The sequence below is a fragment of the Enterobacter sp. V87_3 genome, from assembly GCF_029967835.1.
Taxonomy (GTDB): domain Bacteria; phylum Pseudomonadota; class Gammaproteobacteria; order Enterobacterales; family Enterobacteriaceae; genus Enterobacter; species Enterobacter cancerogenus.
The window spans coordinates 56,899-83,392 of the sequence record NZ_JASCAM010000012.1 but is presented as its reverse complement, the minus strand read 5'-3'; the positions used below and the strand labels follow the sequence as shown (position 1 = coordinate 83,392).

At 57.6% G+C, this 26,494-nt stretch carries 20 protein-coding genes; 9 read left to right on the top strand and 11 right to left on the bottom strand.

The genetic code is table 11. The features are described 5' to 3' along the window. The first annotated feature begins 16 nt into the window (after positions 1-16). Both glpG and QLG21_RS04560 read left to right on the top strand, forming a co-directional pair. Positions 17-847, top strand: coding sequence for a rhomboid family intramembrane serine protease GlpG (gene glpG / locus QLG21_RS04565; protein ID WP_006177907.1), 831 nt, complete (start codon positions 17-19; stop codon positions 845-847). 15 nt (positions 848-862) lie between these two features. Then, positions 863-1,621 (top strand): DeoR/GlpR family transcriptional regulator, encoded by a 759-nt coding sequence (locus QLG21_RS04560; RefSeq protein WP_006177906.1) that lies wholly within the window; start codon positions 863-865, stop codon positions 1,619-1,621. Positions 1,622-1,683: 62 nt separating this feature from the next. On the opposite strand, the gene malT is transcribed toward QLG21_RS04560, so the two are convergent. Continuing rightward, on the bottom strand, positions 1,684-4,389 hold the full coding sequence (malT, locus tag QLG21_RS04555; RefSeq protein ID WP_006177905.1) for an HTH-type transcriptional regulator MalT: 2,706 nt from the start codon (positions 4,387-4,389) through the stop codon (positions 1,684-1,686). Between the two features lie 585 nt (positions 4,390-4,974). Between malT and malP the strand changes: the two genes are divergently transcribed. Beyond that, positions 4,975-7,368 carry a maltodextrin phosphorylase gene (gene malP, locus QLG21_RS04550; protein WP_088209229.1) on the top strand — a complete coding sequence of 798 codons (2,394 nt, stop codon included), beginning with the start codon at positions 4,975-4,977 and terminating at the stop codon, positions 7,366-7,368. A gap of 9 nt (positions 7,369-7,377) precedes the next feature. Continuing rightward, positions 7,378-9,459 (top strand): 4-alpha-glucanotransferase, encoded by a 2,082-nt coding sequence (malQ, locus tag QLG21_RS04545; protein WP_282483955.1) that lies wholly within the window; start codon positions 7,378-7,380, stop codon positions 9,457-9,459. An 86-nt stretch (positions 9,460-9,545) separates the two neighbouring features. On the opposite strand, the gene gntT is transcribed toward malQ, so the two are convergent. The 3 genes from gntT to gntX form a co-directional block, all read right to left on the bottom strand. Next, positions 9,546-10,862: a gluconate transporter gene (gene gntT, locus QLG21_RS04540; RefSeq protein ID WP_006177901.1), complete on the bottom strand. Its 1,317-nt coding sequence runs from the start codon at positions 10,860-10,862 to the stop codon at positions 9,546-9,548. A gap of 361 nt (positions 10,863-11,223) precedes the next feature. Further along, positions 11,224-11,799, bottom strand: a complete 576-nt coding sequence (nfuA, locus tag QLG21_RS04535; protein ID WP_006177899.1) for a Fe-S biogenesis protein NfuA — start codon at positions 11,797-11,799, stop codon at positions 11,224-11,226. A gap of 61 nt (positions 11,800-11,860) precedes the next feature. Beyond that, a complete protein-coding gene (gene gntX, locus QLG21_RS04530; RefSeq protein WP_137903715.1) occupies positions 11,861-12,544 on the bottom strand; it encodes a DNA utilization protein GntX in 684 nt (227 codons plus the stop codon). A gap of 35 nt (positions 12,545-12,579) precedes the next feature. Here gntX and bioH point away from each other — a divergent pair, with 35 nt between their 5' ends. Together bioH and QLG21_RS04520 are read left to right on the top strand one after the other, a co-directional pair. After that, complete coding sequence (bioH, locus tag QLG21_RS04525) at positions 12,580-13,353, top strand: pimeloyl-ACP methyl ester esterase BioH (RefSeq protein ID WP_137903714.1); 774 nt, start codon at positions 12,580-12,582, stop codon at positions 13,351-13,353. A gap of 111 nt (positions 13,354-13,464) precedes the next feature. Continuing rightward, on the top strand, positions 13,465-13,734 hold the full coding sequence (locus QLG21_RS04520) for a YdgH/BhsA/McbA-like domain containing protein (RefSeq protein ID WP_006177896.1): 270 nt from the start codon (positions 13,465-13,467) through the stop codon (positions 13,732-13,734). Between the two features lie 35 nt (positions 13,735-13,769). On the opposite strand, the gene feoC is transcribed toward QLG21_RS04520, so the two are convergent. The 5 genes from feoC to greB form a co-directional block, all read right to left on the bottom strand. Continuing rightward, a complete protein-coding gene (gene feoC / locus QLG21_RS04515) occupies positions 13,770-14,006 on the bottom strand; it encodes a [Fe-S]-dependent transcriptional repressor FeoC (RefSeq protein ID WP_137903713.1) in 237 nt (78 codons plus the stop codon). A gap of 12 nt (positions 14,007-14,018) precedes the next feature. Next, positions 14,019-16,337, bottom strand: coding sequence for a Fe(2+) transporter permease subunit FeoB (gene feoB / locus QLG21_RS04510; RefSeq protein ID WP_282483954.1), 2,319 nt, complete (start codon positions 16,335-16,337; stop codon positions 14,019-14,021). A 30-nt stretch (positions 16,338-16,367) separates the two neighbouring features. Then, a complete protein-coding gene (gene feoA, locus QLG21_RS04505; RefSeq protein ID WP_006177893.1) occupies positions 16,368-16,595 on the bottom strand; it encodes a ferrous iron transporter A in 228 nt (75 codons plus the stop codon). Between the two features lie 334 nt (positions 16,596-16,929). Continuing rightward, positions 16,930-19,260: a Tex family protein gene (locus QLG21_RS04500; RefSeq protein ID WP_137903711.1), complete on the bottom strand. Its 2,331-nt coding sequence runs from the start codon at positions 19,258-19,260 to the stop codon at positions 16,930-16,932. An 87-nt stretch (positions 19,261-19,347) separates the two neighbouring features. Then, complete coding sequence (gene greB / locus QLG21_RS04495) at positions 19,348-19,821, bottom strand: transcription elongation factor GreB (RefSeq protein ID WP_006177891.1); 474 nt, start codon at positions 19,819-19,821, stop codon at positions 19,348-19,350. A 232-nt stretch (positions 19,822-20,053) separates the two neighbouring features. On the opposite strand from greB, the gene ompR reads away from it, so the two are divergent. Together ompR and envZ are read left to right on the top strand one after the other, a co-directional pair. Further along, positions 20,054-20,773: a two-component system response regulator OmpR gene (gene ompR / locus QLG21_RS04490; RefSeq protein WP_006177890.1), complete on the top strand. Its 720-nt coding sequence runs from the start codon at positions 20,054-20,056 to the stop codon at positions 20,771-20,773. Next, positions 20,770-22,116, top strand: coding sequence for a two-component system sensor histidine kinase EnvZ (gene envZ, locus QLG21_RS04485; protein WP_058609488.1), 1,347 nt, complete (start codon positions 20,770-20,772; stop codon positions 22,114-22,116). The genes ompR and envZ overlap by 4 nt, the downstream gene beginning before the upstream one ends. 127 nt (positions 22,117-22,243) lie before the next feature. On the opposite strand, the gene pckA is transcribed toward envZ, so the two are convergent. Further along, positions 22,244-23,863 carry a phosphoenolpyruvate carboxykinase (ATP) gene (gene pckA, locus QLG21_RS04480; protein WP_058609487.1) on the bottom strand — a complete coding sequence of 540 codons (1,620 nt, stop codon included), beginning with the start codon at positions 23,861-23,863 and terminating at the stop codon, positions 22,244-22,246. A 443-nt stretch (positions 23,864-24,306) separates the two neighbouring features. Here pckA and QLG21_RS04475 point away from each other — a divergent pair, with 443 nt between their 5' ends. Further along, entirely contained in the window at positions 24,307-25,473 is a 1,167-nt protein-coding gene (locus QLG21_RS04475; protein WP_249357457.1) for a DUF4153 domain-containing protein, read from the top strand. Between the two features lie 137 nt (positions 25,474-25,610). Here QLG21_RS04475 and hslO read toward each other — a convergent pair whose 3' ends face one another. Then, positions 25,611-26,489: an Hsp33 family molecular chaperone HslO gene (gene hslO, locus QLG21_RS04470; RefSeq protein ID WP_058609502.1), complete on the bottom strand. Its 879-nt coding sequence runs from the start codon at positions 26,487-26,489 to the stop codon at positions 25,611-25,613. Positions 26,490-26,494: the final 5 nt, after the last annotated feature.

The window sequence follows — 26,494 nt, the reverse complement described above, 5'->3', positions numbered from 1 at the left end:
TAAGCGACCGCCGCCCATGTTGATGATCACCTCCTTTACCAACCCGCGCGTCGCCCAGGCGTTTGTCGACTATATGGCGACGCAGGGCGTTATCCTTACCCTTCAGCAACATACGCAAACCGACGTCTGGCTCGCCGACGAAAGCCAGGCCGCGCGCGTCAACGAGGAGCTGGCGCGTTTCCTTGAGAATCCCGCCGACCCGCGCTACCTCGCCGCGAGCTGGCAGTCCGGCCAGACGGGAAGCGGGCTGCAATACCGTCGTTTTCCTTTTATCGCCACGCTGCGCGAACGCGCCGGGCCGTTTACGCTGCTGCTGATGGCGGCCTGTATTCTGGTCTTTATCATTATGAACGTGGTCGGCGATCAGCCCGTGATGCTTGCGCTGGCGTGGCCGTACGATCCCTCCCTGCAGTTTGACGTCTGGCGTTACTTCACCCATACGCTGATGCACTTCTCGGTGATGCATATTCTCTTCAACCTGCTGTGGTGGTGGTACCTCGGCGGTATCGTTGAGAAGCGACTGGGCAGCGGCAAGCTGATTGTGCTCACCGTGATTAGCGCCCTGCTGAGCGGCTATGTGCAGCATAAATTCAGCGGGCCATGGTTCGGCGGCCTGTCCGGCGTGGTCTACGCCCTGATGGGGTACGTCTGGCTCAGAGGCGAGCGCGACCCGGAGAGCGGCATCTATCTGCAGCGCGGATTAATCGCCTTTGCGTTAATATGGCTTATTGCCGGATGGTTTGATCTGTTTGGTATGTCCATTGCCAACGGTGCCCACGTCACCGGTCTGGCCGTCGGGCTGGCGATGGCCTTCGCCGACACGCTCCATGCGCGAAAACGAACATAATTCCAGGGATATTTCATGAAACAAACGCAGCGTCATGACGCCATTATCGAACTGGTAAAAAAACAGGGATACGTCAGTACCGAAGAGCTGGTGGAGCAGTTTGCCGTCAGCCCGCAAACCATTCGTCGCGATTTAAACGACCTGGCCGATCAAAGCCGTATTCTGCGCCATCACGGCGGGGCGGCGCTGCCGTCCAGCTCGGTGAACACCTCCTGGCACGACCGTAAGGCGACACAAACGGCGGAGAAAGAGCGCATTGCGCGTAAGGTCGCCAGCCAGATCCCCAACGGCGCGACGCTGTTTATTGATATCGGTACCACGCCAGAGGCGGTTGCGCACGCGCTGCTGCAACACGAGAACCTGCGCGTGGTCACCAACAACCTGAACGTCGCCAATACCCTGATGCAGAAAGATGATTTCCGCATCATTCTCGCGGGTGGCGAACTGCGCAGCCGCGACGGCGGGATCATCGGCGAAGCGACGCTCGATTTCATCTCTCAGTTCCGCCTCGATTTCGGCATTCTGGGGATCAGCGGTATCGACAGCGACGGCTCGCTGCTGGAGTTTGATTACCACGAAGTTCGCACCAAGCGTGCGATCATTGAGAATTCACGCCACGTGATGCTGGTGGCGGACCACTCCAAGTTTGGCCGAAACGCGATGGTGAATATGGGCAGCATCAGCATGGTCAATGCGCTTTACACCGACGTGATGCCCCCGGCGGGCGTGTTGCAGGTGATTAAAGATAATAATTTGCAGTTAGAGTTGTGTTGAGCGGTCTTTCTCCCTCTCCCTGTGGGAGAGGGCCGGGGTGAGGGCATCAGGCCGCACAAAACCTACACGCCATACCCCATCATCTTCAGCAACTGCTGCGCATGCTGCACCGCATCCTGACGATGCGCCACGCCGAGCTTCTGATACAGATTACGGATGTGCGTCTTAATGGTCGTCGCCGCGACGGCCAGCTCGCCGGCAATCTGCTCATTGCTGTACCCTGAATAGATCAGCCCCAGCACCTGCCATTCACGCTGGGTGAGCGGACTGGTGCGGATAAGTTCCGGCACTTCAGGGTGGTTCAGCAACCGTTCGACGAAGTTCTCGTCAAAATGGGCGAACTTGTGCCGATGGTGCTGATTAATCTCACGCAGAATGCGCTGGGCGCGGTGCTGGTCCAGCTCCGGCAGCGTGTTGAGCTGAATCAGCTGGCGCAGCTGTTGCGCCATCACTTCACCCTCAATCACAAAGTGGCTGATAAACCCGGTACGGTTAGCCAGCTGCAGCGCTTCCAGCAGCACGCGCTGCGCGTCGTTTTTGCGACCCGCCTGCCAGTAAAGCTGGTTGAGCAGCAGCAGGTTACGGTTCAGATCGCTCATCAGGCGCAGGCTGCGGGCGTTTTCGTTCAACTCTTCCAGCACAATTTCGGCAGGCTCAAATTCACCGAGCAGGATCTGCACGCGGGCAATGTTTCGCCACTGGCTTTGCAGGAAGTGGTTATTGGCAAATTCAGGTTTCGGCGTGTGGCGCAGCCAGTTGGCGGCGGATTTTTTGTCGCCGGTCATCTGCCAGTAAATCACCCGGACCTTATCGGCGTTGGAAACCCAGTCGCTGTGGTACTGGCCGTTGCCGAGCAGGTTTTCCAGGCGGTTAAGATGGTTGCGCGCATTGTCCAAATCCCCACGCGCCAGCGAGCATTGCACCAGCAGCGCCAGGCATTGCAGCTGCTGCTGCGGCTGGAAGCTGGAGAGCACGTTCACGCCCTGACGCGCGGCGCTTTCCGCCTCGTCCAGACGCGACCACGCCCACAGCAGCTGAGCGCGAATGCGCAGCAGGAACTCGTGCATCGGCAGCTGTTCCAGATGCTGCTCACGAATAAGCTGGAAGGCTTTCTCCTGGTTCTCCCAGGCGGCCTGCAGGAACCCCTGCGCGAATAAAATCTCGCTTTGCTGGATCAGGCTCCACAGCGCGTAATGCCACACGTCATGGCGGCGCGCCATCTGTTCGGTTTGCTGCATCAGCGACAGCGAGCGCGTCAGGTCGCCTTTGCAGTGCAGCACTTCACCGTGTACCGAGGTCGCCACAATGCGGCTGTAGAAGTTCGCCAGCGGCAGTTCGTCCAGCGCGACCATCGCCAGACGTTCGGCCTCTTCCGGGTCGCCATCGTTGATAGCCACCTGGGCGCGCAGCGCGTTGAACTCGCCGTGCAGGGTGGCGTCCATCTCGCTTTCCATCTCCTGCTCGGCGCGCGCCAGCAGCGTATTCACTTCGCTGTAGCGATGCTGGCTCTGCATCAGCCAGGCCTGCAGCAGCACCAGACGCGGGTTTTCCAGCAGGCTTTCCCACGGCAGCGCTTTTAACGACTCTTCAAGCAGCGTCAGTTCGCTGTGGTTAAACAGCCCCCACGCATGGTTGAGCAGAATATCGCGCAGCATGTTGGCATCACCGGCGGCCAGCGCATGGTGGATCGCCTCGCTCGGGAAGCCCTGAGCCATCCAGCTCTCGGCGGCGGCGCGGTGGATCTGCGGCAGTTCGGCGGCCAGCTCCCACTGGCAGCGCTGGCGCAGGAAGCTGCCAAACAGCGGGTGATAGCTGAACCATTCGCCGGGATCGTCCATCCGCGTCAGAAAGAGTCCCTGACGTTCAATCTCTTCGAGCTGAAGCTGGCCGTTTTCCGTGCCGGTGACGCGCATAATCAGCGCGTCGTTCATGGAGCGCAGCAGGGAGCTTTTGAGTAGGAAGTTACGGGTAGAGGGATCAACGCTGTCCAGCACCTCGTCCACCAGATAATCCGACAGATGGCTGGCATTGATACCCGCCAGACGACGCGCGGACTGATGCGTCGGGCTGTTATTTTGTCGCGCAGAGAGGGCAATGAGCTGCAGGGCGGTCGCCCAGCCGGCAACGTCATCGCACAGACGGCTGCTCTCGGAGGCTTCAATCGGGGAGGTCAGGCGGCAGTCAAAGAACTGCTTGGCTTCCTGATGGGTAAAGGCCAGCTGCTGGCTGCCCACCTCGAGAAGCTGATCGCGCACGCGCAGGTTTGCGATGCCGAGCTGCGGTAAATTGCGCGACAGCACCACCAGGGTGAGATTTTCCGGCTGATGGCGCAGGAAAAAGCGCATCGACTCATGAATAACCGGGTTGGTGATCAGATGGTAATCATCAATCACCACGTACAGCGGACGATGCCATTCGGCCAGTTCAATAAAGAGCTGTGAGAAAAGGGAAGACAGGCTGGCGTACTGGCGTTTTTGCACCATCACTTCGCTGGCTACGCAATGGCCGTTGGTGGCCTGCTGAAGGGCAGCAATTAAATAACTGGCAAAACGCTCCTGCTGGTTATCGCCCTCATCAAGGGAGTACCAGCCGAGATCGCTTTTGCCCGCCGCCCACTGTGAAATGAGCGTTGTCTTTCCATAACCTGCAGGGCTCGTCACCAGCGCCAGTCGGAAATTATGCGCGCCGGAAAGTTTAGCCAGCAGACGCTCGCGGACCACCGTGTGGTCGAGGCGAACCGGGCGACTTAATTTGGACGGAATCAACATAGTTTTCACTTCACTGTGGGGAACGAGAAATTTATTTTTTTTGCGCTTCGTAATTAATAGATATAAGGTCGGTGAATAGAAGAACTATTGCAAGTTATGTCTGGGTTTTGTGCCTCTGAATTTGCACTGTGTCACAAAACATTCCGGCAGGCGGCGGAACTTTTTAAAAATGGCCCTCATGCCGCATGGATACTGGATTGTTTGCATGACGTGCGCTTACGCTGAAACGGGTTTCATAACGGGATAATCACGTCCGCGTTAATAAAGTTTGGGTAATGTTCAGCAGGCGTAATACTTCTCTGAGAAACCCCTTAATTGCAAAAAGCGTATTCTCTGTAAGAGATCGTTTCGACGTGAATTAATTTCTTACGAAACGGCATTTCATTTTTTTGACACTCTTCCCGGTTATCTTTTCGCCTTCAACGCACACTGCCGCCTGGCGCGCAAAGTGGCCTCGATCACACTTTTCTGCTCATCCCCGCTACTCCTCCCTGGCTAATCCTTTACGGGAGGAGGAAGTGGCGTAATGAGCCAGGCACACTAGCGCCAGTGGTTAATTTTCTCTCTACAGGATGCCGATTCCCTATGTCACAGCCTACCTTCAACAAAGCTCAATTTCAGGCTGCCCTGACGCGTCAGTGGCAGCGTTTTGGCCTTCATGCTGCAAACGAAATGACGCCCCACCAGTGGTGGCAGGCGGTGAGCGGTGCGCTCGCAGAGCAACTGGATGCTCAGCCGGTGGCGAAGCCCGTTAAGGGCCAGCGTCACGTGAACTATATTTCGATGGAATTCCTGATTGGGCGCCTCACCGGCAACAACCTTCTTAACCTCGGCTGGTATCAGGAGGTGGGCGATGTGCTGAAAGAGCACGACGTTAACCTGACCGACCTGCTGGAAGAAGAGACCGACCCGGCGCTTGGCAACGGTGGTTTAGGGCGTCTGGCGGCCTGCTTCCTCGACTCCATGGCGACCGTCGGCCAGTCGGCCATCGGTTATGGCCTGAACTATCAGTACGGCCTGTTCCGTCAGTCGTTCGCCGACGGGCATCAGATGGAAGCGCCGGACGACTGGCATCGCAACACCTACCCGTGGTTCCGCCACAACGCGCAGCTGGATGTGCAGGTGGGCATTGGCGGGAAAGTCTCGAAGCAAGGGCTCTGGGAGCCAGCGTTTACTCTTACCGGTGAAGCCTGGGACCTGCCGGTGCTCGGTTACCGTAACGGCGTCTCTCAGCCGCTGCGCCTGTGGCAGGCGAAGCACGCGCATCCGTTCAACCTGACCAAATTCAACGACGGCGATTTCCTGCGTGCCGAGCAGCAGGGCATCGACGCCGAAAAACTGACTAAAGTGCTCTACCCGAACGACAACCATCTGGCGGGTAAAAAGCTGCGCCTGATGCAGCAGTACTTCCAGTGCGCCTGCTCCGTGGCGGATATTCTGCGCCGTCATCATCTGGCGGGCCGTAAGCTGGCACAGTTGCCGGACTTCGAAGTGATTCAGCTCAACGACACGCACCCGACGATTGCGATCCCTGAGCTGCTGCGCGTGCTGATCGATGAGCATCAGCTGAGCTGGGATGACGCCTGGGCGATTACCAGCCGCACCTTTGCCTACACCAACCACACCCTGATGCCGGAAGCGCTGGAGTGCTGGGATGAGAAGCTGGTGAAAACCCTGCTGCCGCGCCACATGCAGATCATCAACACGATTAACGACCAGTTTAAAACGCTGGTGGAGAAAACATGGCCGGGTGATAACGCCGTCTGGGCGAAGCTGGCCGTGGTGTATGACAAACAGGTGCGCATGGCGAACATGTGCGTGGTGAGCGGCTTTGCGGTCAACGGCGTGGCGGCGCTGCACTCCGACCTGGTGGTGAAAGATCTGTTCCCGGAATATCACCAGCTGTGGCCGACCAAATTCCACAACGTGACCAACGGCATCACACCGCGCCGCTGGATCAAGCAGTGCAACCCGCTGCTGGCGGGCCTGCTGGACAAGACGCTGAAGAAAGAGTGGGCCAACGATCTGGACCAGCTCATCAGTCTGGAAAAACAGGCCGACAACGCCAAATTCCGCGAGCAGTACCGCGCCATCAAGCGGGAGAACAAAGTTCGCCTGGCGGCGTTTGTGAAGATGCGCACCGGAATTGAGATCAACCCGAACGCTATTTTTGATATCCAGATTAAGCGCCTGCACGAGTACAAGCGCCAGCACCTGAACCTGCTGCACATTCTGGCGCTGTACAAGGAGATCCGCGAGAACCCGCAGGCCGACCGCGTGCCGCGTGTGTTCCTGTTCGGTGCGAAAGCCGCGCCGGGCTACTATCTGGCGAAAAACATCATCCTCGCCATTAATAAGGTTGCGGCGGCGATCAACAACGATCCGAAGGTGGGAGACAAGCTGAAGGTGGTGTTCCTGCCGGACTACTGCGTCTCGGCGGCGGAAATGCTGATCCCGGCGGCGGATATCTCTGAGCAGATCTCAACGGCGGGTAAAGAAGCCTCCGGTACGGGCAACATGAAGCTCGCGCTGAACGGCGCGCTGACCGTCGGCACCCTGGACGGTGCGAACGTCGAAATCGCCGAGAAGGTTGGGGAAGAGAACATCTTTATCTTCGGCCATACTGTTGAAGAAGTGAAAGCCATCAAAGCCAAAGGCTACGACCCGGTGAAGTGGCGTAAAAAAGACAAAGTGCTGGATGCAGTACTGAAAGAGCTGGAGAGCGGTAAATACAGCGACGGCGACAAGCACGCGTTCGACCAGATGCTGCACAGCATGGGCAAACAGGGCGGCGACCCGTACCTGGTGATGGCGGACTTCACGGCCTACGTGGATGCGCAAAAGCAGGTCGATGTGCTGTACCGCGACCAGGAGGCCTGGACCCGCGCGTGTATCCTGAATACCGCCCGCTGCGGTATGTTCAGCTCTGACCGCTCAATCCGTGACTATCAGGCTCGTATCTGGCAGGCAAAACGCTAAGGAAGCGCGATGGAGAGTAAACGTCTGGATAGCGCCGCGCAGGCGGCGGGGATAAGCCTCAGTTACATTAATGCTCACGGCAAACCACAGTCTATTGGCGCTGAAACCAAAAGACGTTTGCTGGATGCCATGCACAACACCGGCGCGAAAGCGTCGGCCTCCCCGGTGCCGAACGTCAAGGTTTTTACCGCGGGCAAAAAAATGTCGCTGACGGTGGAGGGGCACGGCGAGTTTAGCTGGCAGCTCACTACCGAAGCGGGGCAGGCGCACACAGGCCACGCCACCGGCGGCAAACGCTTTACCCTTCCGGCAAAACTGCCGGAGGGCTACCACACGTTAACGCTCACCCAGAATGACAAGCCGTTCGCCTGCCGGGTGATCGTTGCGCCGAAGCGCTGCTATGAGCCGCAGGCGCTGGTGGAGGGCAAAAAGCTGTGGGGGGCCTGCGTGCAGCTCTACACGCTGCGCTCCGACAGTAACTGGGGCATCGGCGACTTCGGCGATTTGAAAAAGATGCTCTCGTCAGTGGGTGAGCGCGGCGGGGCGTTTATCGGCCTCAACCCAATCCACGCGCTCTATCCGGCGAACCCGGAAAGCGCCAGCCCGTACAGCCCGTCTTCGCGTCGCTGGTTAAACGTCATTTATATCGACGTTAACGCGCTGGATGATTTCAAAAACAGCAAAGAGGCGCAGGCGTGGTGGAGGCTGGAGACCACGCAGCAGATGCTGAAGCAGGCACGCGACGCCGAGTGGGTGGACTACTCTGCCGTCACCTCGCTGAAAATGGCCGCGCTGCGCCTGGCGTGGAAGGGGTTTGCGAAGCGCGATGACGAGCAGATGGCCGCTTTCCGTCAGTTTGTAGACCGGGAGGGCGAGAGCCTTTACTGGCAGGCGGCGTTCGATGCGCTGCACGCCTACCAGGTGAAGGAAGACGAGATGCGCTGGGGCTGGCCGGTATGGCCGAAGGCGTATCAACGGGTGGATACCCCGGAAGTAAAAGCCTTCTGTAAAAAATATGCCGACGAGGTGGATTTTTATCTCTGGCTGCAGTGGCTGGCGTACAGCCAGTTTGCCGCCTGCTGGCAGGTGAGCCAGGGCTATAACATGCCGATTGGCCTGTACCGTGATCTGGCGGTTGGCGTGGCAGAGGGCGGGGCGGAAACCTGGTGCGACCGCGAGCTTTACTGCCTGAAAGCCTCCGTGGGCGCGCCGCCGGACATCCTCGGCCCGCTGGGCCAGAACTGGGGTCTGCCGCCGATGGATCCGCACGTCATGGCCGCTCGCGCCTACCAGCCGTTCATCGATCTGCTGCGCGCGAATATGCAGAACTGCGGCGCGCTGCGCATTGACCATGTTATGTCGGTGCTGCGCCTGTGGTGGATCCCGTACGGTGAAACGGCCGATCACGGGGCATACGTGCAGTACCCGGTGGACGATCTGCTGTCGATCCTGGCGCTGGAGAGTAAACGTCATCAGTGCATGGTGATCGGCGAAGATCTCGGTACCGTGCCGGTGGAAATCGTCAGCAAGCTGCGCGACAGCGGCGTGTATTCCTACAAAGTGCTTTATTTTGAGAGCGACCATGAGAAAACCTTCCGCGCGCCGAAAGCGTACCCGGAACAATCAATGGCAGTCGCGACGACGCATGACCTTCCTACGCTTCGTGGCTACTGGGAAAGCGGCGACCTGACGCTCGGCAAAACGCTGGGGCTGTATCCGGATGAGGTGGTTTTACGCGGCCTGTACCAGGATCGCGAGCTGGCGAAACAGGGGCTGCTGGATGCGCTGCACAAGCACGGCTGTCTGCCGAAACGCGCCGGGCATAAGGCATCGCTGATGGCGATGACGTCCACGCTCAACCGCGGGTTACAGCGCTATATTGCCGACAGCAACAGCGCGTTGCTGGGTCTACAGCCGGAGGACTGGATTGATATGGCGGAGCCGGTAAACATCCCGGGGACCAGCTATCAATACAAGAACTGGCGACGCAAGCTTTCTGTGGGTCTGGAAGCGATGTTTACTGATGACGGGGTGAACAGGCTGATTAAAGATCTGGATAAGCGCAGAAGAGCGTTAACTAAGAAGCGGTGATTTTTCCCTCACCCTAACCCTCTCCCAAAGGGAGAGGGAATAGAATGTAGGCCGGGTAAGCGTTAGCGCCACCCGGCTTTTTTACATCAGATAGCCATATTCAGCAGCAGAACCCCGACCAGGCCGCACACGGAGATAATGGTTTCCAGCATGGACCAGGACTTGATGGTTTCACCGATCGTCAGGTTGAAGTACTCCTTGAACAGCCAGAAGCCCGGATCGTTGACGTGGGAGAAAATCACGCTGCCGGAACCTACCGCGATAACCATTAGCTCCGGGCTGACGCCCGTGGTGGCGATCAGCGGTGCCACGATACCACCGGCCGTGATGGCCGCAACGGTTGCGGAACCCAGCGCGATACGCAGAACGGCTGCGATAAACCATGCCATAAACAGTGGGGACAGGTTGGTGGCATGCATCATGGACGCAATGTATTTGTCCACGCCGCTGTCGACCAGAACCTGCTTGAACGCACCGCCACCGCCGATGATCAGCAGCATCATGGCGATGATTTTGATGGACGAGGTCAGCGTGTCGTTGATCTGGTCCATTGAACGGCCACGGTTCAGGCCGAAGGTGAACATCGCAATCAGAACGGCAATCAGCGTCGCCATGACCGGGTCGCCCAGGAACTCCGCCACGCTCAGGAACGCGTGACCTTTCGGCAGAACCATCTCGGCAATCGCACGCATCGCCATCAGGATCACCGGCACCAGCGAGGTCCAGACGCTGACGCCAAAGCCAGGCATCTCCTCTTCGGTGAAAGTTTTGGCGCTGTAGAGACCTTCCGGGATCGGCTTATCAATGCCTTTCAGGAAGCGGGCAAATACCGGACCGGCCAGAATCACGGTCGGGATCGCCAGGATGGTACCGAACAGCAGGGTTTTACCCATATCGGCGTGGAAGATGGTCGCGATAGCGGTTGGGCCCGGGTGCGGAGGCAGGAAGCCGTGGGTCACGGACAGCGCAGCCGCCATTGGCACACCGACGAACAGTAATGGGATGTTGGCCGCCGCCGCGATGGTGAACACCAATGGCAACATCAGGACGAAGCCCACCTCATAGAACAGCGCGAAACCGACGGTAAAACCGGTTAATACCACCGCCCACTGAATGTGCTGTTTGCCGAATTTGGCAATCAGCGTGGTGGCAATACGCTGCGCGCCACCGCAGTCCGCCAGCATTTTGCCGAGCATGGCACCAAAGCCCATGATCAACGCCAGGCTGCCGAGCGTGCCGCCGACGCCGGCTTTAATTGAGCTGATAACTTTTACCAGCGGCATGCCTTGCATCAGACCGACTGCAAGTGCCACCAGAACCAGAGCGATAAATCCGTTCAGTTTGAAACGGATCATCAAGAGCAGTAATAACACAACACCGATAGCGACGATGACTAATGGCATGATTTACCTGGCCTTTGAATTGTTATGGGTAACGTCATTGTTTCAACGACAAATTCCGATTGTCCCAACTGGGAACAGAGCGTTAACGGCACTAATACGGTCGCCTGTGAAACGATTAAGTTTAGTCGGCTGTTATGGGTATGTTTAGTGTCCGCAGGAATGATACGGGTAACATGACGTGATTGAGAATCACCCAGGCAGGCAAAATTTAAATAATGAGACGCAGGTCAACATATACAGAGGGGAGAGGCGGGCAAACAAAAGCCGGGCGGCGGCTTCGCCTTACCCGGCTTACGAATCAAAATGTGCAGCGTCACTGTAGGCCCGGTAAGCGCAGCGCCACCGGGCAAAGGCAGACGGCTTAGTAGTAAGAGTGCTCGCCGCGCTGGTGTTCGGTCAGGTCACGCACGCCTTTCAGTTCAGGGAACTCGTTCAGCAGCTGCTTCTCGATCCCTTCTTTCAGCGTCACGTCAACCATGGAACAGCCGTTACAGCCGCCGCCGAACTGAAGAATAGCCAGGCCATCTTCGGTGATTTCCATCAGGGTGACGCGACCACCGTGGCCAGCCAGCTGTGGGTTAATCTGGGACTGCAACATGTACTCCACGCGTTCCATCAGCGGAGCATCGTCAGACACTTTACGCATTTTCGCGTTCGGTGCTTTCAGGGTCAGCTGGGAACCCAGCTGGTCTGTGACAAAATCAATCTCCGCATCCTCAAGATACGGCGCGCTCAGCTCATCGACATAGGCCGTGAGCTGCTCAAATTTAAGGGCAGTGTCGGTTGCTTCCACGGCGTCCGGTGGACAATAAGAGACACCACATTCTGCATTCGGAGTGCCTGGATTGATCACAAACACGCGGATCTGCGTCCCTTCTTCCTGATTTGCCAGCAGTTTGGCAAAGTGCGCTTGTGCAGAATCGGAAATACGGATCATAGCTTTGGCCTAATAGTTGACTAAATTACCTGGGTATAATCATACGCCCATTGAAGAAGGGCTACAAGGTACGGCACAGACACCATACCTGAACCGACGCGGCGCCGCTTTGCAAAAGCAGCCGTGAAAGTTCGGCGACGGTGCTGCCCGTGGTGACGACATCATCCACCAGCGCGATATGGAGGCCGTTGACCGGCAATTCAAGGCGAAAGGCATTTTTCAGGTTTCGTTTGCGCAGCCGCGCGTTGAGCCGGTGCTGGGTCGCGGTGGCCTGAACGCGCGTTAATGCTGAGGCAGGGTAACGACACCCGAGCCAGTGGGCGAGCGGACGGCAAAGCAGGTCGCTTTGGTTGTAGCCTCGCCGCCAGTGGCGACGGCGATACAGGGGCACGTTCATGATCATGTCCACGCCCGGTAGCTGGCGCGTGCGTCGCGCCTGTAAAAGCGCCAGCAGCAGCAGACGGGCGAGGGGGCGCGCCAGCGAACTCTGGCTGGAAAACTTCAGGGAATGAATCAGACCGCTCAGGGGCGGAACGTAGTGGTCTACTGCCACCAGGGCACACCACGGCGGCGGTTTTTTCAGGCAGCGGCCGCACGGGAGCTGCGGGCTAGTCGCCGGTAAACCACATTGCGGGCAGCCGCTGATACCCCCTTGCAGCGAGCGCGTACAGACAGAACAGATGCCCCATCCGCTCAGCGTAAGCGGCATTCGGCATAGCCAGCACAAGCCGGGCGCTGTTAGCATAGACAACCTCCATGTCAAAAAGAGAACGATAGCTGATGAAGACGCTGTGGTGGCAGACCGTTGGGACGGGAAATTGTCATCTTGTGCTGCTGCACGGATGGGGACTGAACGCTGAAGTATGGCGTTGCGTAAGTGAGGAACTGGCCTCGCATTTTACACTGCATCTTGTGGACCTGCCCGGCTATGGCCGCAGCAGCGGCTATGGTGCGATGACGCTTGCTGAGATGGCAAACGAGGTCCTGGACGCGGCGCCGCAAAACGCCATCTGGCTGGGCTGGAGCCTGGGCGGGCTGGTGGCGAGCCAGATTGCGCTTACCCATCCCGAACGCGTGCAGGCGCTGGTCACCGTGGCCTCGTCGCCCTGTTTCAGCGCGCATGATGCATGGCCGGGGATCAAACCGGAGGTGTTGGCCGGGTTCCAGCAGCAGTTAAGCGCTGATTTCCAGCGCACGGTGGAGCGTTTTCTGGCGCTACAGACGATGGGCACGGAAACGGCGCGTCAGGATGCGCGTACGCTGAAACAGACCGTGCTCGCTCTGCCGATGCCGGACGTGGCGGTCCTCAACGGCGGGCTGGAAATCCTGAGAACGGTCGATCTGCGTGAACCGCTTGCCTCGCTGGCGATGCCGCACCTTAGGATCTACGGCTATCTTGATGGCCTGGTGCCGCGCAAAGTCGTTCCTCTGCTTGATACCCTTTGGCCGGAAAGTGAATCGCTGGTGGTGGCGAAAGCCGCCCATGCGCCGTTCATCTCTCATCCTGAGGAGATCGTTTCTGCGCTCGTTGCGCTACGTCAACGTGTGGCCTGATTGATTTCTCACCCGCCTGGCAAAAATGCCGCACCGCAACAATACTCAAGGTGTCGTTGCGGTTGTTCTGCCTACGATAATCAAAACAACAATCCTAAGGAGAGTCGGGTTATGAAACTTGTTACAGGTATTGTCACTTCTCTGGTTATTGGGTCTCTGTCATTTGGCGTGTTTGCGGCAGAAGAGCTGCAAAAAGATAAGGTCAAAGAGATGAATCTGACCAAGGTGGGGGAGATCACCACGTCTGACACCACAGCACCGATGGATGCGAAGCGCGAGCTGTCCAAAAAAGCGGATGAGCTGGGCGGAAAATACTACGTGATTACCAGCGCGCAGAAAGACACCAAAAACGTGCATGCTACGGCTGAAGTCTTTAAGTAATACAAAAGAGCCGGGCAGTTACGCCCGGCTCTCGCTTAACGCAGCGCCCACCACTCCCTGAGGCAGGCCTTTCCTTCAGGACAGCTTTTGCAGCTGCCCGACAGGCAATCGTTCGGCTCTTCCTGAATACGCACGGCTTTTCCCATGGCTTCCAGCCTTTCCAGCATGGCATCGATCATCGGTTGCGGCGTATGCAGGTTGATGCTCATCTGTTTTGCCTCCATCCGTCCCTGTAATGCCAGTAAATCCCGAACCTGAATTAACGATGCCATGGTGTTCACCTCTTAATGACAGTCGCCAGCCGGGCTGTTGCAGCAGGTGGCGGGGGTTTTACGGGTCGCCAGCAGGTTAACGTCAACGCGGCTACGCGCCCGACGCAGCAGGCCGATCACAACCACGTTGAACAGGATCACCGCCAGAATGCAGACCAGGCTGTAGCGCGGATGCTGGCTGAAGTTAGCCGCCTGATAAAACACCGTCGACAGCGAGTACGCGATGTTAAGCCCCCACAGTACGGAGAAGCCCATCCAGCCGCGGCTGGATTCACGGGCAATCGCCCCCATCACCGAGATGCACGGAATGTACAGCAGCACGAAGATCAGGTAGCTGTAGGCCGCTGACGCGCTGCCAAACTTCTCGCTCATCACGCCCATGGCACCGGTGGCCATTTCGCCGTCGCCTTTACTGGCTTCGATGGGGTTTGCCAGAACGCTCAGGCTAAAGGTGTCTTTCAGGCTCTGCCAGGTCTCATCCACCGCGCCGAGCAACTCGTCACCGAGGTGAAACTCTGCCGTGTTAAACTCCTGCTCCTGAATGTTTTCAGCGGTGTAGAGGGTGTTGAGCGTACCCACAACCACCTCTTTTGCCATCGCGCCGGTGAACAGGCCCACGGTCGCCTGCCAGTTATCTTCATGCACGCCAATCGGTTTGAACACCGGCGTGATGACGCGGCTGACTGAGGCCAGCGCGGAGTCGTTGATGTTATCTGCCGCTTGCCCGCTCAGGGTGAAGCTGTTCAACGCGCTCAGGAAAATACTGACAATCACGATAACTTTACCGGCGCGCAGTACGAAGCCTTTCAGGCGCTGCCAGGTCTGGATCACCAGGCTCTTAAGATGCGGCACGTGGTAAACCGGCAGCTCCATCACAAACGGCGACGCTTCCCCGCGCATGATGGTGTATTTGAGCATCAGGCCGGTCAGGATCGCCATCACGATGCCCAGCACGTACAGCGAGAAGACCGCCAGCGCACCCTGCTGGCCAAAAAAGGCCGCCGCAAAGACCGCGAAAATAGCCAGTCGCGCGCCGCAGGACATAAACGGTGCCATCATGATGGTCATCAGACGTTCACGTGGGGCATCGAGCGTGCGGGCGCCCATCACCGACGGGACGTTGCAGCCGAAGCCGACAATCAGCGGTACGAAAGATTTACCCGGCAGGCCCAGCGCCTGCATCAGACGGTCCATCACGAACGCGGCGCGGGCCATGTAGCCGGAGTCCTCAAGGAAGGAGAGGAACAGGTACATCATGCCGATCTGCGGCACCAGCGGCAGAACGGTATTGATACCGCCGCCCAGGCCCTGTGCGAGGAAGATGGTCAGCCATTCCGGGAAGTGCAGGGTGTAACCCAGCCACTGAATGCCGTGCACAAAGATCGCAACCGATCCGGCGTCGAAAATAGGCTGTAACGCACCGCCGATGTTAATGGCGAGCAGGAACATGAGGTACATCACGAGCAGGAAAACGGGCAGGCCGAGGAAACGATTGAGGACAATTTTATCAATCGCGGCGGTAAAGCGGCTCGGTTCTGCCGTTAACGCGTTGCTGACCACGTCGCAAATGGCCGCGATGGCCTGATAGCGCGCATCCGCGATATGCAGAGCCGGGTCGTCGAGTTCGTCATTGAGACGCGCCAGCGCAACGTCCAGCTTATCCGCCGCGTTGCCTGCATAGGCGCGGCTGTAAATATCGCCTTCCAGCATCTGCAGGCCGAGCCACTGGCGCTGGCGGGCGGGCAGGGTGCCGTCCATTGCCTGGGCCAGGGCGCTGGCTTCGCGCAGCAGCGGCCGGGCGTAATGCACCAGCTCAACGTCGCTGTTTCCGGTGTGACGGTCAATCGCCAGCTTCAGGGCATCAATGCCGCGAGCGCGGGTCGAAACCAGCGGCACCACCGGGCAGCCCAGACGGGCAGAGAGCGCATCGATATCAATACGCAGGTTCTGCTTTTCCGCAATGTCGAGCATGTTGAGCGCGACGATGCAGGGAATGCCCAGCTCAAGCAGCTGCAGCGTCAGGTAGAGGTTACGCTCCAGGTTGGAGGCGTCCACGACGTTAATCAGTAAGTCTGCATCGCCGCTCAAAATATAGTGGCAGGCGATCTGCTCATCAAGCGAGGTTTGCGAAGAGATGGTGGTTAACGAATAGGTGCCGGGCAGGTCAACTAACGTTACCTGATTATCCGTGGTCGTGAATTGACCCTCTTTTCGTTCTACCGTTACGCCTGCCCAGTTCCCCACGCGCTGACGTGCGCCGGTAAGCTGGTTAAATAAGGTTGTCTTGCCGGAATTAGGATTGCCAATTAAGCCAATAGTTAATTTTTTCATTGTAATAGACTCACTGAAACCGCTGGCGTGTTATCGGGATAAGGATTCGACTTCAATTAATGCGAGGTCTTTTTTACGCAATACCAGATTGACGCGTCGGGTTTCGATATGAACGGGATCGCCCAGGGGCGCAACGCGTACGACCTGGAATGACGAGCCGGGGAGCATGCCCAACGACAGCAGCTTCTGCCGATAGGCCGGGCTAATTTCACGGGTAAAACCGGTAATTTTCCATGCACTGTCTGGTGTAAATTGCATAATGCCTGATTCCACGGAAGGTTAAATAATCTACTACAGGATGATAATGAGAATAGTTTTTATCAGCAATAATAAAAATGTGACGGGATGTTGTCGGCGCAATTAATTTCGCGCCAGTTTGACCTTGCTCAATATTAGTGATTTTAAGAAATGAAGCGCAAAAGGGTTATTTGTTAAAGATGTGATAAATAGTGGTGTATATACGGATATACAACCGGTTTCATATTTTTGATAAATGAGTGAGGACTTAATTATTTAATTTTCTGCGATCTGTATGCCGGGCCTACAAAAATCGTAGACCCGGTAAGCGCAGCGCCACCGGGCGTTTAGCCACTTAGCGTTTTTTACCCATTGCCGCCGCCAGCGCATCCATCATCGCGCTATTGCCAGCCGGTTGTGCCTCGCGACCGCGTGGTTTTGCCGCTTTGGCCGCCGGGCGCTGCTGTTCGCGGCCACCGCCGTTGCTGCCACGGCGCGCGTTGGTTTCGCCAGGCTGCTCGTCCAGACGCATGGTCAGGGCGATACGCTTGCGCTGCAGATCCACTTCCAGCACCTTCACCTTCACGATGTCGCCCGCTTTGACCACGGTGTGCGGATCTTCCACGAACTTGTCGGCGAGGGAGGAGATGTGGACCAGGCCATCCTGATGCACGCCGATATCGACAAACGCACCAAAGTTGGTGACGTTGGTCACTGCGCCTTCCAGCACCATGCCCGGCAGCAGGTCGTTCATGGTTTCGACGCCGTCAGCAAAGGTGGCGGTTTTAAACTCAGGACGCGGATCGCGGCCCGGCTTTTCCAGCTCTTTGATGATGTCCGTCACGGTTGGTACGCCGAACTGTTCGTCGGTGAAATCGACCGCTTTCAGATTACGCAGCGCGCTGTTATCGCCCATCAGATCTTTCAGCGCCTGCTGGGTGGCCGCCAGAATACGTTCCACGACAGGATAGGCTTCCGGGTGAACGGTGGACGCATCCAGCGGGTTGTCGCCATGGTTGATACGCAGGAAGCCCGCGCACTGCTCAAAGGCTTTCGGCCCCAGACGGCTCACCTTCAGGAGCTGCTGGCGGTTCTTGAACTGACCGTTCTCGTCGCGCCAGGCCACAATGTTCTGCGCCATCATGCGGGTTAAGCCCGCTACGCGCGTCAGCAGGGGAACGGAAGCGGTGTTGAGATCTACGCCGACGGCGTTAACACAGTCTTCTACTACCGCATCCAGCTTGCGTGCCAGCTGCGTCTGGCTCACGTCGTGTTGATACTGGCCCACGCCGATGGATTTCGGGTCTATCTTCACCAGCTCCGCCAGCGGATCCTGCAGACGGCGGGCAATTGAGACGGCACCGCGCAGTGAAACGTCGAGATCCGGGAACTCCTGCGCCGCCAGTTCGGACGCGGAATAAACGGACGCGCCCGCTTCGCTGACGATGACCTTCTGCGCCGTGACTTTCGGGAATTGCTTCTGTACATCCAGGTAGAAACGCTCGGTTTCGCGTGACGCGGTGCCGTTACCGATGGCAACCAGCTCAACGTTGTACTTCTCGCACAGCGCCGCTACCGCAACAGCCGCTTTGGCTGCCTGGCCGGTATGCGGATAGATGGTGTCGGTCGCGACCAGCTTGCCGGTCCCGTCAACCACCGCCACTTTCACGCCGGTACGCAGGCCCGGATCGAGGCCCATGGTCGCGCGCAGGCCCGCCGGCGCGGCCATCAGCAGGTCGTGCAGGTTACGGGCAAAGACGTTGATCGCCTCGTCTTCCGCACGCTCGCGCACGGTACCCATCAGCTCGGTTTCGAGGTGCATCAGCACCTTAATGCGCCACGTCCAGCTCACTACGCCTTTACGCCAGGCATCTGCCGGGGCGTTGTTCAGGCGCAGGCCGAGGTGATCGATGATGATCTGCTCGCAGTGGCTCTCTTTTGGCGGCTCGTCGAACTGAGGGTCGGCATTCAGGGAGAGCTGCAATACGCCTTCGTTGCGGCCGCGGAACATGGCCAGCGCGCGGTGCGACGGCGCGGTAGAAATGGGTTCGTGATGGTCGAAATAGTCGCGGAACTTCGCGCCTTCTTCCTCTTTACCGCTGACAACGGTCGAGACGATATGGGCATTCTTCCACAGGTAATCACGCACTTTGGCGAGCAGCGCCGCATCTTCAGAGAAGCGCTCCATCAGAATATAGCGTGCGCCATCGAGCGCAGCCTTGGTGTCCGCCACGCCTTTATCGGCGTCGATAAATTTCGCGGCTTCGGTGTCTGGATCGTGAGAGGGGTCGTTCCACAGCAGCTCGGCCAGCGGCTCAAGACCTGCTTCGATCGCAATCTGCCCGCGCGTGCGACGCTTTGGTTTGTACGGCAGATAGAGATCTTCTAATTCGGTTTTGCTGAGGGTGCCGTTAATGGCTTTTTCCAGATCGCTGGTCAGTTTGCCCTGCTCGCCGATGGATTTCAGGATGGCCTGACGTCGGTCTTCCAGCTCGCGCAGGTAGCCCAGGCGGGTCTCCAGATTACGCAGCTGTGTGTCATCCAGACCACCGGTGACTTCCTTACGATAACGTGCAATAAACGGCACGGTGTTCCCTTCATCAAGCAGGCGAACGGCAGCTTCTACCTGTTCGGCTCTGGCCTGAATATCACCCGCAATAATGCGGCAGAGCGACTCTTTCATCATGGCTTTATCATCTGTTGGGTCGAAAAATCAGGGGATAGTTATACGGGCTGACACGGCAAAATGCCAGCCGTGGAGGGCGCTCTCGGACTATTTAACGTACTCGATTTCGTTCACGTACCAGCTCGCTTCCCCGCCAGGGGTCTGGACAACGGCTAAATCGCCCACTTCCTTTTTCAGCAGGGCGCGGGCCATGGGGGAATCGATGGAGATGTAATCCTTACGACCAAAAATTTCATCGTAGCCGACAATCCGAAAACGCAGGGTGTCGCCGTCGTCATTCTCTATTTCCACCCACGCGCCAAAGAACACTTTGCCCTCCTGCTGCGGAGAGTAATCGACGATTTTGAGGTGTTCGAGGCATTTCGTCAGGTAGCGTACGCGGCGGTCGATTTCGCGCAGCCGCTTTTTGTTGTACTGGTAGTCAGCATTTTCGCTGCGATCGCCCAGGCTCGCAGCCCAGGTGACTTTTTTGGTCACTTCCGGACGCTCTTCGCGCCACAGGTAATCCATCTCTTTTTTGAGCTTCTCGTACCCTTCGCGGGTGATCAGGGGCGTTTTCATGGTGTGACCTTCTGACTCGACATCGTTGCAAACCTTTCGCACATTACGTATCACATAAAATAACAGACAGTGTAAATAAGGGTTTATGTGATGATGTGTGCAGATAAGCTGCTGTTAAATATGCTTTGTAACAATTTCGACTAGAATTTATACCAGAATTCGCTGGTCGAATACGTGCACTTTTTTAGAATACGCTGTTATTAAACGATCCGAACCTTTGGGAGTACACATAATGCAAGAGAACTATAAAATTCTGGTCGTGGATGACGACATGCGCCTGCGCGCGCTGCTCGAACGTTATCTGACCGAGCAGGGCTTCCAGGTTCGTAGCGTGGCGAACGCCGAGCAGATGGACCGTCTGCTGACTCGCGAATCGTTCCACCTGATGGTCCTCGACCTGATGCTGCCGGGCGAAGACGGCCTCTCTATTTGCCGCCGCCTGCGTAGCCAGAGCAACCCGATGCCGATCATCATGGTGACGGCGAAGGGCGAAGAAGTTGACCGTATCGTGGGCCTGGAGATCGGCGCTGACGACTACATTCCAAAACCGTTCAACCCGCGCGAGCTGCTGGCCCGTATCCGCGCCGTGCTGCGCCGCCAGGCGAACGAACTGCCTGGCGCACCGTCGCAGGAAGAGGCGGTTATCGCCTTCGGCAAGTTTAAGCTGAACCTCGGCACGCGCGAGATGTTCCGTGAAGACGAGCCAATGCCGCTGACCAGCGGTGAGTTTGCCGTCCTGAAAGCGCTGGTGAGCCACCCGCGTGAGCCGCTCTCCCGCGATAAGCTGATGAACCTGGCGCGTGGCCGCGAATACTCCGCAATGGAACGTTCCATCGACGTGCAGATCTCCCGTCTGCGCCGCATGGTGGAAGAAGATCCGGCGCATCCTCGTTACATTCAGACCGTATGGGGTCTGGGCTACGTCTTTGTCCCGGACGGCGCTAAAGCATGAGGCGAATGCGCTTCTCACCGCGAAGCTCGTTTGCCCGCACTCTGCTCCTGATTGTCACCTTGCTGTTTGTCAGCCTGGTGACAACCTACCTGGTGGTGCTGAACTTTGCGATCCTGCCGAGCCTCCAGCAGTTTAATAAGGTTCTGGCGTACGAAGTCCGTATGCTGATGACCGATAAACTGCAGCTGGAGGACGGCACGCAGTTAGTTGTCCCCCCGGCGTTTCGCCGTGAAATCTACCGTGAACTGGGCATTTCGCTTTACTCGAATGAGGCGGCGGAAGACGCGGGTCTGCGCTGGGCGCAGCACTATGAATTCCTCAGCCAGCAAATGGCGCAGCAGCTGGGTGGCCCAACCGAAGTGCGCGTTGAGGTCAACAAAAGCTCGCCCGTCGTCTGGCTGAAAACCTGGCTGTCACCCAACATCTGGGTGCGCGTCCCGCTGACTGAAATCCATCAGGGCGACTTCTCTCCGCTGTTCCGCTATACCCTTGCGATCATGCTGCTGGCGATAGGGGGCGCGTGGCTGTTTATCCGTATACAGAACCGACCGCTGGTCGACCTGGAGCACGCGGCGCTGCAGGTCGGTAAAGGGATTATTCCACCGCCGCTGCGCGAGTATGGTGCGTCGGAGGTGCGTTCGGTGACGCGCGCCTTTAACCACATGGCGGCAGGCGTGAAGCAGCTGGCGGACGACCGCACGCTGCTGATGGCGGGGGTGAGCCATGACCTGCGTACTCCGCTGACGCGTATTCGTCTGGCAACCGAGATGATGGGCGAGCAGGACGGGTATCTCGCCGAGTCCATCAACAAGGACATCGAAGAGTGTAATGCCATAATCGAGCAGTTCATTGACTACCTGCGCACCGGGCAGGAGATGCCAATGGAAATGGCCGACCTGAACGCGGTACTGGGTGAAGTGGTGGCCGCCGAGAGCGGTTACGAGCGTGAAATTGATACCGACCTTCAGGCGGGCGAGATTCAGGTGCGTATGCATCCTCTCTCTATCAAGCGTGCGGTCGCCAATATGGTGGTTAACGCGGCGCGATACGGCAACGGGTGGATCAAGGTCAGTAGCGGCTCAGAACTTAACCGCGCGTGGTTCCAGGTGGAAGACGATGGTCCGGGCATTAAGCCTGAGCAGCGTAAACACCTGTTCCAGCCGTTTGTACGCGGCGACAGTGCACGCAGTACCAGCGGAACGGGCTTAGGCCTGGCGATTGTGCAGCGTATTGTCGATAACCATAACGGGCTGCTGGAGATTGGCACCAGCGAGCGGGGCGGTTTGAGCATTCGCGCCTGGTTACCGGTGCCGGTGACGCGCGGGCAGGTGAAAGAGAGTTAAAAAAGGGTGGCATCTGCCACCCTTTTTTTGTAGGTCGGGTAAGGCGATGCCGCCACCCGACAAAAATACGACCTCTGCGGTCTGATGCCCTCACCCCGGCCCTCTCCCACGGGGAGAGGGAGATGGGTTACAGCTTTGGTCCCGCACTCACCAGCGCAACGCCCGCCGGGGTGTCGGTATACTTCTCAAAGTTCTCAATAAACAGCTTCGCCAGCGATTCCGCCTTCTCACGCCACTGCTCCGGTGAGCCGTAGGTATTGCGCGGGTCGAGAATACGCGTCTCCACGCCCGGCAGCTCCGTCGGGATCGCCAGATCAAACATCGGCAGCGTGAAGGTTTCGGCGTTATCCAGTGAACCATCCAGAATGGCGTCGATAATGGCGCGGGTATCTTTGATAGAGATACGTTTGCCGGTGCCGTTCCAGCCGGTGTTCACCAGATACGCCTGCGCGCCGACGGCCTGCATGCGTTTCACCAGCACTTCGGCGTACTGCGTCGGGTGCAGCGACAGGAACGCCGCGCCGAAGCAGGCGGAGAAGGTTGGCGTTGGCTCCGTTACGCCACGCTCGGTCCCCGCCAGTTTAGCGGTAAAGCCGGAGAGGAAGTGGTACTGCGTCTGGCTGGCCGTCAGGCGAGAAACCGGCGGCAACACGCCGAACGCATCAGCCGTCAGGAAAATCACCTTCGTCGCGTGACCCGCTTTTGACACCGGCTTAACGATATTGTCGATGTGATAGATCGGGTAAGAGACGCGGGTGTTCTCGGTTTTCGAGGCGTCGTCGAAGTCGATGGAGCCATCGGCACGCACGGTGACGTTTTCCAGCAGCGCATCGCGACGGATGGCGTGGTAAATATCTGGCTCCGCCTCTTCAGACAGGCGAATGGTCTTCGCGTAGCAGCCGCCTTCAAAGTTAAACACGCCGTCATCATCCCAACCGTGTTCGTCGTCGCCAATCAGGCGGCGTTTCGGATCGGTGGAGAGGGTGGTTTTACCGGTGCCGGACAGGCCGAAGAATACCGCCACATCGCCTTTCTCGCCGACGTTTGCCGAGCAGTGCATCGAGGCAATACCGCGCAGCGGCAGCAGATAGTTCATCACCGAGAACATCCCTTTCTTCATTTCGCCGCCGTACCAGGTCCCGCCGATCAGCTGGATGCGCTCGGTCAGGTTGAAGGCGATGAAGTTTTCGGAGTTCAGGCCCTGCTCTTTCCACTGTGGGTTAGTGCATTTCGCGCCGTTCATCACGATGAAGTCAGGGGTGAAATCGTGCAGCTCTTCGTCGGTTGGGCGAATAAACATGTTCTTCACGAAATGCGCCTGCCAGGCCACTTCGGTGATAAAACGCACGGAGAGACGAGTGTCGGCGTTCGCGCCGCAGAAAGCATCGACAATAAACAGACGCTTGCCGGAAAGTTGATGGGTGACGAGCCCTTTCAGATGCTGCCAGGTTTCCGGGGAGAGCGGTTTGTTATCGTTCTTCCCTTTGCCTTTATCAGCCCACCACAGCGTATCGCGGGTGGTTTCGTCTCGGACGATATACTTATCTTTCGGCGAACGACCGGTAAAAATACCGGTATCGACGGCGATAGCACCAAGGTTCGTCAACACACCTCGCTCGTATCCTTCCAGTGCTGGATTGAGCTCTTCCTGATACAGCGTATCGTAATCGGGGTTGTAGACGACTTCCTGGACGTCGTGAATACCATAAGCCTTGAGATCTTGCGGGGTTAAACCAGTAACACGCATATCACTGCTCCTTAGCCAATATGTACTGCCTGAAATTGTAGGGTTTTTCTGGGGTTGTTAACCGCGACGGGGCTCATAGATTTACGTATCTGGACAAAACCCTTGCTAACGGAAAACGCTGCGACTCCAGTCACAGGGCAGGCGGATTATCGCAGGAATCGCTTTTTGGGTGGGGAAAATGTTCCTAAAAGGTTAAATGCTGGTGATTTTAACGGAGAGAATGTGAATGTAATCGCATACATGTTGGAAAATTACGTAAGAGTTACAGTGCTAAAAACGATTCACATCGCCTGCGGCAGTGCAGATTTCTGACTATGTTGAGGGTGCCTGTCCTGAAACAATACGCTTTTCGTGAAAAAGGGATGAGAAATGGAAAACAGTGAGACGCTGTCGCTCCCGGCGCGTGGTGCCGTGGTACTTGCCGGCGCATTGCAGGGAGCGCTGTGCTACGCGGTGACCTGGTACATCGACTATGCGTGCAGGTGCGGCTCATCGCCGCATTGCAGCATCTGCTCACGCTTATCGCCACCGGCCTGCTGCCGTTGACGGCGGCGCTGGCGTTGCTCTTTATCGGCGCATTGCCTTTCGTGGGCCTGGATACCATTTCAACACGCATCTCCGCAGCGGGCCTGCTCACGACGCTGGCGTTACTGTTGCTGCTTCTGGTGACGGTCGTCTGGCATCCGCAGCGCCGCACCTTGCCTTACTACTCTGCGCTGAACGCTTTGGTTCGCCTGGCGGTGATCGTTGTGCCGGTTTATCCCGTTCTGGCCGCATGGGCACTGTGGCTGCGCATTTCACAGTACGGCTGGTCGCCCGATCGCCTGTACGGCACGTTGGTCACTATGGTGGCGCTGGTGTGGGCGGTCGGTTTTTGCGTCAGCGTCCTTTTCTACCGTCGTGAATCGCAAAAGCTCCAGGCGTACGTCACGCCAGCGACAGGGTTGCTCTCACTGCTCTTTCTGATGTTGATCCACACCCCCGTGCTCGACCCGTGGCGCATTAGCGTGAACAGCCATATGGCGCGCTACAAGGAAGGGCGGCTCGCGGCAGATCAGTTAAGCCTGTATATGCTCAGCCACAGCGGGCGTAAGGGACGAGAGGCGCTGGAAATGCTGCAAAACGATCCGCAGTTTATTTCAAACCCTAAGCGCCAGCGCGAGCTTAATGGTCTTCTCTCTGGAAACCGTGGCGGGGCGGAGAAAATGACCGCCGCGATGCTGGAAAAGCAGGTCCAGCTCGCGCCGGGAATGGCCCGTCCTGACAAAGGATTATGGCAAGCCATGCTTAGCAATCAGTATCGCTTTGAGAGCTGTGATAGCGCCCAGGGTAACTGTTTGCTCATGTCGCTCGATCTCAACGGAGACGGCAAACCGGAAGCGGTACTGTATCAATTCACCGATCGCACGATCGTGGCTTACACACAAACAGACACAGGCTGGAGGATAGCCGGAGACGCGTGGAAAATGCCGGAGGCATTGACCAGAGAAGAACTCGACCGCGCATTACGGCAGGGGAGGGTGAAATCTATCGTGAAACCCTGGGCGGATATTGAGATTTTCGGGGAGCGTGTCGACATGAGTTACGACAGTTACAACAACGCGCAGTAGCGCTAGCGCACTTTCTTGCCGGGTCCTGCCGGGTGGCGCTACGCTTACCCGGCCTACAATGAGCAATCATATCAAGAGACTGCACAATTTTTGTAGGCCCGTGCAAGCATAGCGCCGCCGGGCAACAGGCTCAGAGCTTAGTGAACCTGCGGATCCGCCGGGGAGGCGTTATTGCGGATTTCCGCAATATCCATCGAATTGAACACGTAATGCGTGCCGCAGTAGTCACAGTGCATGTCGATTTCGCCGTCTTCCGCCATGATGCTGTCGATCTCTTCATCTGGCAGGGTTTTCAGCGCGCCCGCACAACGTTCGCGGGAGCAGGTGCACTTAAACTCAACCGCCTGCGGATCGTAAACCGTCACTTCTTCTTCGTGATACAGACGCCACAGCACGTCGGTCGCTGACAGGGTGAACAGCTCTTCCGCTTTGATGGTTTCCGTCAGCGTCGCCAGGTGCTCGAAATCGTTGGTCTGCGCGTCCTGAGCAGGCAGAACCTGCAGCAGCATACCGCCAGCCGCCGGCTGGCCGTCCACTTCACCGGTGCGGATGAACAGACGGGTAGGCAGCTGTTCAGAACGCATGAAGTAATCTTCCAGACAGGCGGCCAGGGTATCGCCTTCCAGGCCGACAACGCCCTGATAGCGCTCGCCTTCTTCTGGTGAAATGGTGATGACCAGGTAGCCATTACCCACCAGCGTTTTGAGGTCTGCGTTTTCAGGTACGTCGCCCTGAACGCGCGCCACGCCGCGCATCTGCTGCTGGTTGTTGCCATTGATCACTGCCAGCGTCATCGGGCCATCGCCCTGCAGCTGCACGGTGATATCGCCTGCGAATTTCAGCGTGGCGGTCAACAGGCTGGTGGCAACCAGCAGTTCGCCCAACAGGTTTTTCACCGGCAGCGGGTAGTTGTGGTTTTCCAGAATCTGTTTCCAGGTTTCGGATACGGTGACCAGCTCGCCGCGCACGGCGAATTGTTCAAACAGATAGCGGTGTAATTGGTCGTGTTGGGCCATTTTCA

Coding starts and splice junctions, on each gene's coding strand:
- glpG (WP_006177907.1), top strand. CDS start 17: ATGTTGATGATCACCTCCTTTACCAACCCGCGCGTCGCCCAGGCGTTT.
- QLG21_RS04560 (WP_006177906.1), top strand. CDS start 863: ATGAAACAAACGCAGCGTCATGACGCCATTATCGAACTGGTAAAAAAA.
- malT (WP_006177905.1), bottom strand. CDS start 4,389: ATGTTGATTCCGTCCAAATTAAGTCGCCCGGTTCGCCTCGACCACACG.
- malP (WP_088209229.1), top strand. CDS start 4,975: ATGTCACAGCCTACCTTCAACAAAGCTCAATTTCAGGCTGCCCTGACG.
- malQ (WP_282483955.1), top strand. CDS start 7,378: ATGGAGAGTAAACGTCTGGATAGCGCCGCGCAGGCGGCGGGGATAAGC.
- gntT (WP_006177901.1), bottom strand. CDS start 10,862: ATGCCATTAGTCATCGTCGCTATCGGTGTTGTGTTATTACTGCTCTTG.
- nfuA (WP_006177899.1), bottom strand. CDS start 11,799: ATGATCCGTATTTCCGATTCTGCACAAGCGCACTTTGCCAAACTGCTG.
- gntX (WP_137903715.1), bottom strand. CDS start 12,544: ATGCTAACAGCGCCCGGCTTGTGCTGGCTATGCCGAATGCCGCTTACG.
- bioH (WP_137903714.1), top strand. CDS start 12,580: ATGAAGACGCTGTGGTGGCAGACCGTTGGGACGGGAAATTGTCATCTT.
- QLG21_RS04520 (WP_006177896.1), top strand. CDS start 13,465: ATGAAACTTGTTACAGGTATTGTCACTTCTCTGGTTATTGGGTCTCTG.
- feoC (WP_137903713.1), bottom strand. CDS start 14,006: ATGGCATCGTTAATTCAGGTTCGGGATTTACTGGCATTACAGGGACGG.
- feoB (WP_282483954.1), bottom strand. CDS start 16,337: ATGAAAAAATTAACTATTGGCTTAATTGGCAATCCTAATTCCGGCAAG.
- feoA (WP_006177893.1), bottom strand. CDS start 16,595: ATGCAATTTACACCAGACAGTGCATGGAAAATTACCGGTTTTACCCGT.
- QLG21_RS04500 (WP_137903711.1), bottom strand. CDS start 19,260: ATGATGAAAGAGTCGCTCTGCCGCATTATTGCGGGTGATATTCAGGCC.
- greB (WP_006177891.1), bottom strand. CDS start 19,821: ATGAAAACGCCCCTGATCACCCGCGAAGGGTACGAGAAGCTCAAAAAA.
- ompR (WP_006177890.1), top strand. CDS start 20,054: ATGCAAGAGAACTATAAAATTCTGGTCGTGGATGACGACATGCGCCTG.
- envZ (WP_058609488.1), top strand. CDS start 20,770: ATGAGGCGAATGCGCTTCTCACCGCGAAGCTCGTTTGCCCGCACTCTG.
- pckA (WP_058609487.1), bottom strand. CDS start 23,863: ATGCGTGTTACTGGTTTAACCCCGCAAGATCTCAAGGCTTATGGTATT.
- hslO (WP_058609502.1), bottom strand. CDS start 26,489: ATGGCCCAACACGACCAATTACACCGCTATCTGTTTGAACAATTCGCC.